The sequence below is a fragment of the Helicobacter pylori genome (assembly GCF_014497725.1).
Taxonomy (GTDB): Bacteria; Campylobacterota; Campylobacteria; order Campylobacterales; family Helicobacteraceae; genus Helicobacter; species Helicobacter pylori_DE.
Genome location: NZ_JACTGF010000002.1, coordinates 187845 through 201860, shown reverse-complemented (window position 1 = coordinate 201860; position 14016 = coordinate 187845). Strand labels below are relative to the sequence as shown.

The 14016-nt window shown below is 36.5% G+C and carries 11 protein-coding genes and 2 pseudogenes; 11 read left to right on the top strand and 2 right to left on the bottom strand.

From position 1 onward, the window contains the following. Positions 1-14: 14 nt before the first annotated feature. Both modB and H7N69_RS02855 read left to right on the top strand, forming a co-directional pair. The gene (gene modB, locus H7N69_RS02860; RefSeq protein WP_187884742.1) at positions 15-689 is read left to right on the top strand and encodes a molybdate ABC transporter permease subunit; all 675 of its coding nucleotides are present in this window, start codon (positions 15-17) and stop codon (positions 687-689) included. After that, entirely contained in the window at positions 686-1483 is a 798-nt protein-coding gene (locus H7N69_RS02855; RefSeq protein WP_033584827.1) for an ATP-binding cassette domain-containing protein, read from the top strand. Before modB ends, H7N69_RS02855 begins: the two co-directional genes overlap by 4 nt. Positions 1484-1646: 163 nt before the next feature. Here H7N69_RS02855 and gltX read toward each other — a convergent pair whose 3' ends face one another. Further along, the gene (gltX, locus tag H7N69_RS02845) at positions 1647-3038 is read right to left on the bottom strand and encodes a glutamate--tRNA ligase (RefSeq protein WP_187884741.1); all 1392 of its coding nucleotides are present in this window, start codon (positions 3036-3038) and stop codon (positions 1647-1649) included. 117 nt (positions 3039-3155) lie between these two features. On the opposite strand from gltX, the gene hopJ reads away from it, so the two are divergent. The 9 genes and pseudogenes from hopJ to H7N69_RS02800 all read left to right on the top strand — a co-directional run bounded on the left by hopJ (position 3156) and on the right by H7N69_RS02800 (position 12786). After that, positions 3156-4256 carry a Hop family outer membrane protein HopJ/HopK gene (hopJ, locus tag H7N69_RS02840; RefSeq protein WP_187884740.1) on the top strand — a complete coding sequence of 367 codons (1101 nt, stop codon included), beginning with the start codon at positions 3156-3158 and terminating at the stop codon, positions 4254-4256. An 8-nt stretch (positions 4257-4264) separates the two neighbouring features. Continuing rightward, positions 4265-5866, top strand: a complete 1602-nt coding sequence (locus H7N69_RS02835) for a class I SAM-dependent methyltransferase (protein WP_187884739.1) — start codon at positions 4265-4267, stop codon at positions 5864-5866. Continuing rightward, a complete protein-coding gene (locus H7N69_RS02830; RefSeq protein ID WP_000423515.1) occupies positions 5841-6635 on the top strand; it encodes a hypothetical protein in 795 nt (264 codons plus the stop codon). Before H7N69_RS02835 ends, H7N69_RS02830 begins: the two co-directional genes overlap by 26 nt. A gap of 19 nt (positions 6636-6654) precedes the next feature. After that, on the top strand, positions 6655-7503 hold the full coding sequence (locus H7N69_RS02825; RefSeq protein ID WP_187884738.1) for a glycosyltransferase family 9 protein: 849 nt from the start codon (positions 6655-6657) through the stop codon (positions 7501-7503). A gap of 45 nt (positions 7504-7548) precedes the next feature. After that, positions 7549-9348 (top strand): translational GTPase TypA, encoded by a 1800-nt coding sequence (typA, locus tag H7N69_RS02820; protein WP_000790220.1) that lies wholly within the window; start codon positions 7549-7551, stop codon positions 9346-9348. 15 nt (positions 9349-9363) lie between these two features. Further along, positions 9364-10292: pseudogene (locus H7N69_RS02815) on the top strand (DNA adenine methylase). A gap of 2 nt (positions 10293-10294) precedes the next feature. Continuing rightward, positions 10295-10888 carry a GIY-YIG nuclease family protein gene (locus H7N69_RS02810; protein ID WP_187884737.1) on the top strand — a complete coding sequence of 198 codons (594 nt, stop codon included), beginning with the start codon at positions 10295-10297 and terminating at the stop codon, positions 10886-10888. A gap of 97 nt (positions 10889-10985) precedes the next feature. Next, positions 10986-12041 carry a DNA cytosine methyltransferase gene (locus H7N69_RS02805; RefSeq protein ID WP_000278710.1) on the top strand — a complete coding sequence of 352 codons (1056 nt, stop codon included), beginning with the start codon at positions 10986-10988 and terminating at the stop codon, positions 12039-12041. Beyond that, a pseudogene (locus tag H7N69_RS02800) lies at positions 12034-12786 on the top strand (restriction endonuclease). Before H7N69_RS02805 ends, H7N69_RS02800 begins: the two are co-directional and overlap by 8 nt. Before the next feature lie 238 nt (positions 12787-13024). On the opposite strand, the gene H7N69_RS02795 reads toward H7N69_RS02800, so the two are convergent. Beyond that, on the bottom strand, positions 13025-13969 hold the full coding sequence (locus H7N69_RS02795; protein WP_187884735.1) for a catalase family peroxidase: 945 nt from the start codon (positions 13967-13969) through the stop codon (positions 13025-13027). Between the last annotated feature and the right edge of the window lie 47 nt (positions 13970-14016).

Below are 14016 nucleotides of genomic sequence, written 5' to 3'. Positions count from 1 at the left end.
AAAAAAGGCGAACAATGGATCATGAGTTTTTGATTACCATGCGTTTGAGCTTTTCTTTAGCTTTGATTACCACCCTTATTTTACTCCCTATAGGGATCTTTTTAGGCTATTTTTTAAGCCTTAAACGCAATCTTTTAACGAGCTTAACAGAAACGCTTGTGTATATGCCTTTAGTTTTACCCCCAAGCGTGCTAGGGTTTTATCTCCTTTTAATCTTTTCGCCGTCTTCTTTTTTGGGAGCGTTTTTACAAGATGTGTTCAATGTGAAACTCGTTTTTAGTTTCCAAGGGCTTATTTTAGGGAGCGTGATTTTTTCCTTACCCTTTATGGTAAGCCCTATTAAAAGCGCGTTAATTTCCTTGCCCACTTCTTTAAAAGAAGCCAGTTATAGCTTGGGTAAGGGGGAATATTACACCCTTTTTTTTGTCCTGCTCCCTAACATCAAACCCAGTGTGTTGATGGCCATCATTACAACTTTTACGCACACTATAGGCGAATTTGGCGTGGTGATGATGCTTGGGGGTGATATATTAGGGGAAACAAGAGTGGCTAGCATTGCGATTTTTAACGAAGCTGAAGCGCTCAATTATTCTAAAGCCCACCAATACGCCTTAACGCTCACGATTATCAGTTTTAGCCTCTTATTTGTTACCCTATTTTTGAATAAAAAACAAAGCTCGTTTTTATGATAAAAGCGCGGTTTAAAAAACGCCTTTTAGGATCTAGGGGTGCGTTTGATTTGAATATAGACTTAGAAATTAAAGAAGCAGAAGTTGTCGCTTTATTAGGAGAATCGGGAGCGGGTAAAAGCACGATTTTACGCATTTTAGCGGGGCTTGAAGCGGTGAGTAGCGGCTATATTGAAGTCAATCGTTCAGTGTGGCTAGACACTCAAAAAAAGATTTTTTTAAAACCACAACAACGAAAAATCGGCTTTGTGTTTCAAGATTACGCTCTATTCCCTCATTTAAATGTGTATCAAAACATCGCCTTTGCTCACCCTAAAGATAAAAATAAAATCCACGAAGTGTTACGCTTAATGCGTTTAGAAAACCTAAGCCAGCAAAAAATTCTTCAACTCTCTGGCGGGCAAGCCCAACGAGTCGCTTTAGCAAGAGCTTTAATCGCAGCCAAGAATTTATTGCTTTTAGATGAGCCTTTAAACGCCCTAGATAACGCCTTAAAAAACGAAGTGCAACAAGGTTTGCTTGATTTTATCAAGCGTGAAAATTTAAGCGTGTTATTGGTGAGTCATGATCCAAACGAAATAATCAAACTCGCGCGAACTTTCCTCTTTTTAAACAATGGCGTTATCAATCCTAATCAAGAAAATCGGCTTTTTTCAAACCGCTTATTGGTAAAACCTCTCTTTGAAGATGAAAATTATTGCCATTATGAGGTCATTCCTCAAACGATTAGTTTGCCCAAAGATTGTCTGAACCCAACTTTTAAGCTTGATTTCAATCAAGGCAAAAAATTTTAGAAATATTTTTTTTATTTTCCTCTTAAAACCCTCTTATTTTTAAACTTTATACACCCGTTTTAGTGTTAGGAATAACGCTAAAGTTTTAGGGAGTCGCTCTCATAACAACCGCTAAAATCAAGCTCTTTTATTATCAGCGTTCCATGAAAACAGAGCCAATTTTTTAGCTTTTCAAAAATGCCTCTATCCTTTTGACGCTCTCTGTTTTGCCTAAAATAAAAAGCGCTTCTTTAAGGCCTATCCCGCCTCCCTTACCCAAAAGGGCTAATCTTAAAGGCTGCATAAAACTACCCGCTTTAATCTTTTCTTCTTCAATGATTTTGTGCATGGCGTTTTCTAGCGCGCTTTCATCGTTGAAATCAGTTTTATCTAACGCCAATTTAAATTTTTCTAACAAGGGCATGACGAGCGCTTGATTGAGTTTTTTAAAAACCTTTTCTTCATACTCTATAGGAGCGGTTAAAACCTCATCTATTTTAAGGGCTAATTCTTTTAAGGTTTGAGATCTTTCTTTGAGAGCGTCCAACAAGCGATCCAATTGAGCGGGGTTTAAATGAGAAAGATCGCTAAAACTAAAAGGCTTTAAAAGTTCTAACAATTCCTGCGCGCTTTGGTTTTTTAAATAATGAGCGTTGAGCCAATTAAGTTTGTGCCAGCTGAAGCAACTGGGCGAAGAATTTAAATCTTTAGGGTCAAAACATTCCAACAATTCTTGCATGCTAAAAACCTCTTTATCTTGATAGCTCCACCCCAAACGCGCTAAAAAATTCACTAAAGCTTCCTTAAGATAGCCCCTTTCTTGATAGTCCATCACATTAGTGGCCCCATGGCGTTTGCTTAATTTTTGCCCTTCTTCGTTCAAAATCATCGGCACATGGAAAAAATTAGGGATTTTAAAATTCAAAGCCTTATAGAGAACGATCTGTTTAGGGGCGTTAGAAAGGTGATCATCGCCTCTAATCACATCAGTAATCCCCATTAAAGCGTCATCAATGGTAACCACAAAGTTATAAGTGGGCGTCCCATCGCTCCTGGCGATAATAAAATCGTCTATTTCGTTAGTGTTCACTCTCACTTCGCCTTTAACCCCGTCATTAAAACTAATGATCTCATTTTGGGGGACTTTAATCCTTACCACAGGCTCTATGCCTTTAGGGGGTGTGCCTTTAAAATCACGATAGCGATTGTCATAGCGTGGGGTTTCTTTCCTAGCTTTTTGTTCTTCTCTCAAAGCGTCCAACTCTTCTTTACTCATGTAGCAATAATAGGCTTTGCCTTCATCTAAGAGTTTTTGGATGTATTCTTTATAAATTTCAAAGCGTTTGGATTGGTAGAGGATTTCTCCATCGTATTCTAGCCCCACCCATTTGAAAGCCTCTATAATGGCGTTAGCCGCTTCTATGGAGTTACGGCTCAAATCCGTGTCTTCAATGCGTAAAAAAAACTTTCCTTGATTGGCTCGTGCAAAAAGATAATTAAAAATGGCTGTCCTTAAGCCTCCTATGTGGAGATAGCCAGTGGGCGATGGAGCGAAGCGCGTAACGATCAAACTCATTATTCTAACCTTAAAAATAAAATGCTCTTATTGTATTCAAAAATGGCTTAAAAATGGTTTCACTTTTTTCTATTATAATTAGTGTATGATTGAGATTATTTTTGATTAGGATTACCCATGCAATTTCAAAAAACCTTATTTCCTTTACCTTTATTATTTTTATCTTGTTGTATCGCTGAAGAAAATGGGGCGTATGCGAGCGTGGGTTTTGAATATTCCATTAGTCATGCAATCCAGCACAATGACCCTTTTTTGAATCAAGAACGCATCCAAACGATCTCTAACGCTCAAAACAAAATCTATAAACTCAATCAAGTCAAAAATGAAATCACAAACATGCCCAACACCTTTGAATATATTAACAACGCTTTAAAAAACCATGCTGAATTAACCCCTACTGAAATGCAAGCCGAGCAATACTACCTCCAATCCACCCTTCAAAACATTGAAAAAATAGTCACACTTAGCGGTGGCGTTGCATCTCAACCTAAATTAGCCCAAGCGTTAGAAACAATGCAAGAACCCATTACTAACCCTTTAGAGTTTGAAGAAAACTTAAAAAATTTAGAATTACAATTCAATCAATCTCAAAACCGCATGCTTTCTTCTTTATCTTCTCAAATCGCTGCAATTTCAAATTCTTTGAACGCGCTTGATCCTAGCTCTTATTCTAAAAACATTTCAAGCATGTATGGGGTGAGTTTGAATGTGGGTTATAAGCATTTCTTTACCAAGAAAAAAAATCAAGGGTTTCGCTACTACTTGTTCTATGACTATGGTTACACCAACTTTGGTTTTGTGGGCAATGGCTTTGATGGTTTAGGCAAAATGAATAACCACCTCTATGGGCTTGGCATAGACTACCTTTTTAATTTCATTGATAATGCAAAAAAACATTCGAGCGTGGGGTTTTATCTGGGCTTTGCTTTAGCGGGGAGTTCGTGGGTAGGGAGTGGTTTAGGCATGTGGGTGAGTCAAATGGATTTTATCAACAATTATTTGATTAATTATCAAGCTAAAATGCACACGAGTTTTTTCCAAATCCCTTTGAATTTTGGGGTTCGTGTGAATGTCAATAGGCACAATGGCTTTGAAATGGGCTTGAAAATCCCTTTAGCGGTCAATTCCTTTTATGAAACGCATGGCAAAGGGCTAAACACCTCGCTCTTTTTCAAACGCCTTGTGGCGTTTAATGTGAGTTATGTTTATAGTTTTTAGGGGGGTAAATGCCTTCAAACGCTCTTTCTGTTGAAGAAATCGCTCATTTAATCAACGTTTCTCATAGCAGCGTGCGTAATTGGATCAAAACCAATCTTTTAGAAAAATTAGAGATTGATCATAAAATTTATGTGAAAACAAGCTCTTTTTTAGATTTTTGCCGCAACCATTTAGGGAAAAACAAGCTTAACAAATACGCTAACAAATCCTTAAAAAGCGTGCATAACCATCAAGAATTGATTTTAAAATACCTAGAAATGTTAGAAAATAGCTCTGATTTAGAAAATCTAGGCTCTTATTATGAAAAAGAGCTTTCCAATACCACCAGAAATTTAGAAGGCATTTACTACACCCCTAATAGGATAGTAGAACAACTTTTCACTCTCCCTAAAGATTTTGATACCTCCCAAGCGATTTTTTGCGATCCGGCTGTGGGGAGTGGGAATTTTGTCATGCATGCTTTAAAACTGGGGTTTAAGGTTGAAAATATCTATGGCTATGATACAGACGCCTTTGCTGTCGCTTTGACTAAAAAGCGTATTAAAGAGCGTTATCGTTTAGATTGCCCTAATATTGCGCAAAAAGATTTTTTAAATTTAAAACACACCCCGCAATTTGATTGCATTTTCACCAACCCGCCATGGGGTAAGAAATACAACCAAAACCAAAAAGAAAATTTCAAACAGCAATTCAACCTCTCTCAAAGCCTAGATAGTGCATCGCTCTTTTTTATAGCGAGTTTGAATTGTTTAAAAGAAAACGCTCATTTGGGGCTATTATTGCCCGAAAGTTGTTTGAATATTGATGCGTTTAGCAAAATGCGAGAAATGGCTTTAAAGTTTCAAATGAGAAGCCTGATTGATTTTGACAAACCCTTTAAAAATCTAATGACTAAGGCTGTGGGTTTGGCGCTTAAAAAAACCCCTAATAAGGATCAAAAAATCTCATGCTTTTATCAAAATAGTGAGTTCAAACGCTCGCCTTCTTCTTTTTTCAACAACCCTAAAAAGATTTTTAATATCCATTGCTCTCACCAAAAAAATAAAATTTTAGACCACCTTTTTTCCATTCCCCACACCACTTTAAAAAATAACGCTCATTTTGCTTTAGGGATTGTTACAGGTAACAATAAAGAAAAATTACACCCCAAACAAGAAAAAAATACCATTCCTATTTTTAGAGGTTCAGATATTTTAAAAGACGGATTAAAAGCCCCTAGCCAATTCATTAACGCTGATTTAAAAGACTGCCAGCAAGTCGCTCCCTTAAGCCTTTATCAGGCTAGAGAAAAAATCGTGTATAAATTCATTTCTTCAAAACTGGTCTTTTTTTATGACAATAAGCAACGCCTTTTTTTAAACAGCGCGAACATGTTTGTTTTAAAAGAAAATTTCCCTATCAACGCTCATGCGCTAAAAGAACTATTAAACAGCGATTTAATGCAATTCATTTTTGAATCGCTTTTTAAAACGCATAAAATTTTAAGAAAAGATTTGGAATGCTTGCCCCTATTTGCGCAATTTATTAACAATGGTTTTGATGAAAAATTTTATTTAAAAAATTTAGGGATAGAAAGAATAGAAAATGGAACTTTCAGAATTAGAAAATGAAATTTTAAAACGCTTGAAAAATACAATCTTAAAGAACTGGTATCCAATAAGAGGAATAGAGCCTTACAAAACAAACATAATAGCCAAAAAAGAAAAAGAATTCTTACAAGAAACAAAAGAAGAAAAAGAAGAATGGAATGCTTTTCCTTTTAATAAATATGAACATATGTTGGTTTTTTTGATAGCAAAAGGCTATCTAAATTATAAAGAATATAAAGAGATACGGAACAATTATTTAAAATCTAATCCTTATTTATATCTTTTTGAAAAGTCATCCTCTCAATTTGGCAAATTTGCCGAAAATTTCATTATAGAAAAGTGTCCTAAATTAAAAAAAGCTTCTAAAGAGTTAGACAATAATTATAGTAAACAATATGATTTATTTTTGGAAGGCATCACTATTGAAGTTAAAGCTTCTAAGGTCGCAAATAATGATAGTAATAAAACACCCTTATTCATGAGAGCACTACCCTATAATACTAATAAAAATTTTGAAATGAATTTCCAACAGTTAAAACCACAATGCGCAGAAATTTTTATTTTTCTAGCAGTCTTTCTTGATGAAATTATTTTATGGGTTTTAAATTCAAAAGAAGTTTTAAGTCATAAGGATTATTCTATAGGTCAGCATCGTGGCAATAAGGGAGAAGGGCAATTGCATATTACTCAAAAAAATATCCACACGCTAGACAAATACCAATTAAAAAATGATAATTTGGAACAAATGATTAGTGAAGCTAAAGAAAGATTGGAACTTAAACATTTATAATTCACAATTAGGAAAAACCATGCATGTTGCTTGTCTTTTGGCTTTAGGGGATAATCTCATCACGCTTAGCCTTTTAAAAGAAATCGCTTTCAAACAGCAACAGCCCCTTAAAATCCTAGGCACTCGTTTGACTTTAAAAATCGCCAAGCTTTTAGAATGCGAAAAACATTTTGAAATCATTCCTGTTTTTGAAAATGTCCCCGCTTTTTATGACCTTAAAAAACAAGGCGTTTTTGGGGCGATGAAGGATTTTTTATGGTTGTTGAAAACGCTTAAAAAGCACAAAATCAAACATTTGATTTTAGAAAAACAAGATTTTAGAAGCGCTCTTTTATCCAAATTCATTCCCATAACCACTCCAAATAAAGAAATTAAAAACGTTTATCAAAACCGCCAGGAGTTGTTTTCTCAAATTTATGGGCATGTTTTTGATAATAGTCAATATTCCATGAGTTTAAAAAACCCCAAGAAGATTTTGATCAACCCTTTCACAAGAGAAAATTATAGGAATATTTCTTTAGAACATTTAAAAATCGTTTTAAAACTCTTAAAACCCTTTTGTGTTACGCTTTTAGATTTTGAAGAACGATACGCTTTTTTAAAAGATGAAGTCGCTCACTATCGCGCTAAAACCAGTTTAGAAGAAGTTAAAAACCTGATTTTAGAAAGCGATTTGTATATAGGGGGGGATTCGTTTTTGATCCATTTGGCTTACTATTTAAAGAAAAATTATTTTATCTTTTTTTATAGGGATAATGACGATTTCATGCCGCCTAATGGCAAGAATGAAAATTTTCTAAAAGCCCACAAAAGCCATTCTATAGAACAGGATTTAGCCAAAAAATTCCGCCATTTGGGGCTATTATAATATTGTGTTATACTTCTAATTTCAATTTTGCTTGTTAGGACATTCATGAAAAATATTAGAAATATCGCTGTAATCGCGCATGTTGATCATGGGAAAACCACTTTAGTGGATGGCTTACTTTCTCAATCTGGCACATTTAGTGAGAGGGAAAAAGTGGATGAAAGGGTGATGGATAGCAATGATTTAGAAAGAGAAAGAGGGATCACTATCCTGTCTAAAAACACCGCTATTTATTACAAAGACACTAAAATCAATATCATTGACACTCCCGGGCATGCTGATTTTGGGGGCGAAGTGGAGCGCGTTTTAAAAATGGTGGATGGGGTGTTGCTTTTAGTGGACGCTCAAGAAGGGGTCATGCCTCAAACTAAATTCGTGGTTAAAAAGGCTTTGAGTTTTGGGATTTGCCCTATTGTGGTGGTGAATAAAATTGATAAGCCTGCCGCTGAACCGGACAGAGTGGTGGATGAAGTTTTTGACTTGTTCGTAGCGATGGGGGCTAGCGATAAACAATTGGATTTCCCTGTGGTGTATGCCGCCGCACGAGATGGCTATGCGATGAAAAGTTTAGACGATGAAAAGAAAAATTTAGAGCCTTTGTTTGAAACGATTTTAGAGCATGTGCCAAGCCCTAGCGGGAGCGTTGATGAGCCTTTGCAAATGCAAATTTTCACGCTTGATTATGACAATTATGTGGGCAAAATCGGTATCGCTAGGGTGTTTAATGGCTCGGTTAAAAAGAATGAAAGCGTGCTGTTGATGAAAAGCGATGGGAGTAAAGAAAATGGCCGTATCACTAAGCTTATAGGTTTTTTAGGGCTGGCTAGAACTGAGATTGAAAACGCTTATGCGGGCGATATTGTAGCGATTGCCGGGTTTAATGCGATGGATGTGGGCGATAGCGTCGTTGATCCTGCTAACCCCATGCCTTTAGACCCCATGCATTTAGAAGAGCCTACGATGAGCGTGTATTTCGCTGTCAATGATTCACCCTTAGCCGGATTAGAAGGAAAGCATGTTACTGCTAATAAATTGAAAGACAGGCTCTTAAAAGAAATGCAAACCAATATCGCTATGAAATGCGAAGAAATGGGCGAAGGCAAGTTTAAAGTGAGCGGGCGTGGGGAATTGCAGATCACTATTTTAGCTGAAAATTTACGCCGTGAAGGGTTTGAGTTTAGCATTTCACGCCCTGAAGTCATCATTAAAGAAGAAAATGGCGTTAAATGCGAGCCTTTTGAGCATTTAGTGATTGACACGCCCCAAGATTTTAGCGGGGCTATCATTGAGAGATTAGGCAAAAGAAAAGCCGAGATGAAAGCGATGAATCCCATGAGCGATGGCTATACAAGATTAGAATTTGAAATTCCTGCAAGGGGGCTTATCGGTTATAGGAGCGAGTTTTTAACCGACACTAAAGGCGAAGGCGTGATGAATCATAGCTTTTTGGAATTCCGCCCTTTTAGCGGGAGCGTGGAATCGCGCAAAAATGGGGCGCTCATTAGCATGGAAAATGGCGAAGCGACCGCTTTTTCCCTTTTCAATATCCAAGAAAGAGGCGCGCTTTTTATCAACCCCCAAACGAAGGTTTATGTGGGCATGGTCATTGGCGAACACAGCAGGGATAATGATTTAGATGTCAATCCTATCAAATCCAAGCATTTAACCAACATGAGAGCGAGCGGGAGCGATGATGCGATCAAACTCACCCCGCCTAGGACTATGGTGTTAGAAAGGGCGTTAGAATGGATTGAAGAAGATGAGATTTTAGAAGTTACCCCCTTGAATTTAAGGATCAGGAAAAAGATTTTAGACCCTAACATGAGGAAAAGGGCGAAAAAATAAATAGAATTTTTTGGAATGCATGCCAATTTATTCAACCAAAACGCTAGTAAAAAGATATTTTTTTGCACAATTTACGCTCCAATAATGGGCGTTACAAACGCTACATAAAAGCCCCTTTAAGATATGGTGGGGGCAAGTCTTTAGCTGTAGGGTTAATAGTGGAGTGTATACCTAATGGTGTGCGTAGGATGATTAGCCCTTTTATAGGTGGGGGGAGCGTAGAAATTGCATGCGCGACAGAGTTGGGTTTAGAAGTGCTAGGCTTTGATATTTTTGACATTTTAGTGAATTTTTATCAAGTGCTACTCAAAGACAAACAAGCTCTTTATAATAATTTGCTCTCTTTAGAACCTAATCAAGAAACTTACAACATTATCAAACAAGAGTTAAAAGCCCATTACAAAAAAGAATGCGTTTTAGACCCTTTGATTTTGGCTAGAGATTATTACTTTAACTTTAATTTAAGCTATGGGCCAGGATTTTTAGGGTGGATGAGTAAAATTTACACTGACAAACAACGCTATCTAAACGCTCTTTTAAAAATTAAAGGTTTTAACGCCCCTAGTTTAAAGGTGGAATGCTCTAGCTTTGAAGAAGTGTTGCTCGCTTATCCTAATGATTTTTTCTATCTTGACCCCCCTTATGTGTTAGAAAATTCTAAAATGTTTAAGGGGATTTATCCTATGCGTAATTTCCCTATCCACCATAATGGTTTTAAACATGAAGTATTGGCTCACATGCTAAAAAGGCATAAAGGACCATTTATTTTAAGCTATAATGACTGCGAATTGGTAAGGAATGCTTATAAGGATTTTAAAATTTTAGAACCATCTTGGCAATACACTATGGGACAAGGCGAAACCAGAATGGGTAAAAACCGCTTAGAAAGAGGCGATAATAATCATGTCAAACAATCTCATGAGCTATTGATTATCAAGGAGTAAAAATGCATATTAGCGGAGTCAAAACTGCCTTTAAAATCGCTGATGTAGAATATGTGAAAGACAGCACAAAGTTGAATTTCAACTATCTTAAGGATTTAAAAGATGAAAACAATCAATCTTTATCTCAAAATATTTTGACTCAAAATGTGGCTAGAGTGTATTTAATTGTGGTGAATGGCGAGATTAAAAAAATCGGTGGCTCTCAAGCAGATGGTGGGATTAAAAGCACGCTCAATATTTATAAAGATGGGGGAGTCAAAGGGAGGCCTAGTGTTAGAAGTTTTGGTGTGTGGTATTTTCTTTATCACACAATACTCACAGGGGCTAAAATAGAATTTTACATGATTTATCAGCCTAATTTTGAAACTCAAGTCAAAGGCTTGTTTGGTTTTCATGCAATCAAAGACGCAAGCATCAGCTATAAACTTTTAGAGCAAGCTTGCCTAACAGATTATAGAAACAATAACAATGACGCATTACCCGAATGGAATGAGCAAGAGCAAGGTAAAGATGAGCATGCCAATACCACTCAAAAAGCTCAAAACAGAGAAAAGGCCGTCCATAGAAAAGCGATTGACAAACCTAGCAAAACTTAAAAGATTGAATAAATGGTTTTAACCCAATTTCAAAAAAGGGCTTTAAGTTTTACTCCATTTAAAAAGTGTGGGTTTAGATGAAAGGAAAAAAGTAAACTTGTATAAAGTAGCAGATATTTTTTGTGGTGCTGGAGGATTGAGCTATGGCTTTTCTGTGCATCCTCATTTTGAATTAATATGGGCTAACGATATAGACAAGGACGCCATTTTAAGCTATCAAGCCAATCATAAAGAGACGCAAACCATTTTATGCGATATTATGCAACTTCATTGCCACAACTTGCCATGCGTTCCAATTGACATTCTACTAGGCGGACCACCATGCCAGAGCTACTCCACGCTTGGCAAAAGAAAAATGGATGAAAAAGCGAATCTGTTTAAAGAATATTTACGGATTTTAGATTTAGTGAAACCAAAAATATTTGTTTTTGAAAATGTGGTGGGTTTGATGTCTATGCAAAAAGGGCAATTGTTCCAACGAATTTGTAACGCTTTTAAAGAGAGAGGTTATATTTTAGAGCATGCCATTTTAAACGCTCTAGATTATGGTGTGCCTCAAGTAAGAGAGCGAGTGATTTTAGTGGGCGCGCTTAAAAGTTTTAAACAAAAATTTTACTTCCCTAAACCCATAAAAACGCATTTTTCTTTAAAAGACGCTTTAGGGGATCTACCGCCCATTCAAAGCGGTGAAAATGGCGATGCTTTAGGTTATCTTAAAAATGCGGATAACGTTTTTTTGGAATTTGTGCGAAATTCTAAAGAATTAAGCGAGCATAGCAGTCCTAAAAATAATGAAAAACTGATAAAAATCATGCAAACGCTAAAAGACGGACAGAGTAAAGACGATTTGCCAGAAAGTTTACGCCCCAAAAGCGGTTATATTAATACCTATGCCAAAATGTGGTGGGAAAAACCAGCCCCCACCATTACGAGAAATTTTTCTACCCCAAGCAGTTCCAGGTGCATCCATCCAAGAGACTCTAGAGCGTTAAGCATTAGAGAGGGGGCAAGATTGCAAAGCTTTCCTGATAATTATAAATTTTATGGGAGTGCTAGCGCTAAAAGATTGCAAATTGGCAATGCCGTGCCGCCCTTATTGAGTGCAGCGCTCGCTCATGCTGTCTTTGATTTTTTAAGGGGTAAAAATGTTTGATAATAACGATTTTAAAGGTTATAGAAATTTATTAGGCTTTAATTCTCAAAATGCGTTTAAGGAATTTTTAGGCGCTAAAGACATATAGCCTTGCGTTGATTTTAATTATTTAAATGCGCTCAAAAAAAGGCTTATTGAAATTTTTAGCGCTATCAATAGTATTTATTGTTTTAAATATAATGAGTATGAATTGGAATGCTTTTTTAAAAATTCCATAGAGCAAGTGTTTTCAAAGATAGCGGACACTCATATTATTTATAAACTGAATAATCAAGGCAGAAGAGTTGAAGAAGTTTGTTTTTCGTGGATGCGCGGGTTTTTGGTAGCGGAGTTTTTTAAGGATTTTATCGCTTGTCTTTTTAGCACGCAAAAAGAAACCATTAAATTTTTTGGTGGTGATAATTTTGAGAGCATAGAAAGCTTTAAAAGAAGTCCTAAAGCCGATTTTTTGTTAGACAATCATTTATTGCTAGAAGTTCAAAGCGGGTTTCAAGGGATCAATGATATTAAAGAACATAAAGTTTTAGAAGCTCAAAGGCGTTTGATAACGGATAAAATTCCTACTATTGTGGTGCATTTTGACCTGTTTAACGGGCAAGTGGCGTGCGTAGAAATTTCTAAAATCAAAGACAATGATCTGAATTGGATAACCCGCCAACAAATGGAAGGGCAGAGCGTTTTTAATATTTCGCAAAACTTTTTTGATTACAAAATTACAGAAATACCTAATAAGCCGCTTTCATAAAAACCAATAGCATAATACGGCCTAAATAAAATACAAGATAAGAGTATTAAAAATGTGGTAGGTGGATTGAATGTTTGTCATTTTTTGCCCAACATCCAGCATGAGTGTGTGTGCCTCAAATAAGAGAGCGAGTGATTTGAGTAGGCGCGCTTAAAAGTTTTAAACAAAAATTTTACTTCCCTAAACCCATAAAAACGCATTTTTCTCAACCAATTTATATTGATCCACCCTATCTTTTTTATTGCCTTCTGCCAAAAGTGATCCCATAAACTTCATTCCTGATTTGAAACAAGGGATCAGTAGGGGCTTCTACGCCTTTAGGGAGATCAGCTGGGAAATACACGTCTTTATTGCAACCCATTCCTTCGTATTTTTCAACTTTCAAGGTCCCCACCAATAATTCCTTATGCTTGCCTTTCCAAAGCGCGGTCGTGTCGTTGGTGGCATCATTTTTATTCGCAAACACCAGATACATTTGGTATTCTATGGGTTTATTTTTAAGGTGTTGTTGGAATGAAGAGAGCAAATAATTTGAATCTTTTTGCTTTAATTCTTGGGGGTTAAGATACTTAACGCCGTCTTTAGGCACAAATTTCCATCTCGCAGATAATAATTCCTCTTTCTTATCTTTAAACCTGAACGCATGCACGCTATAATAGGGCGTGTTAGCCACGCTTGAGCTGATCCCTATCGTTTTCATATAGGTGGCAAAATTCCTATAAGAGGGGACTTCTTCATAAAGCTTTTTGATTCTTGCTTCATCCACCTTGCCATTTTTAGGGATTCTCATCTCAAAAAATTGAGCGAATTCGTTAGGGTTTTTGGCAAAATTGATTTCTGTATTGAGCATCACCATTGTCCAGCTAGCGTTTTGGTTTTCTAATTTTAACGCCATGCCTCTAACTTTGCTTTTATCGTCCATCATCGCGCCTCCTAAAGAATACCTTACAGACGCAGGGATTTCTTTTTCACTGAGTAATGGCACCTCTAAATCCTCTCTTGCTTGCAAGTTAGGCAGGAACACGCCTTTAGCGCAAAACCCCTTCGTGTGGTTGATTTTCATTTTAGGCTCTTTGGCGTTGAGTTTGTAGAAAATATCCGCAATCTCTTCAGCGCTCACTTCATGGGCTTTTAAAAAACCCAAACTCAAAACCAAACACAAGCTCAAACCAATTTTTTTCATTTTTGCTCCTTATTGTCATTTTTTTAATCTATGTATTGGTGTGAAAA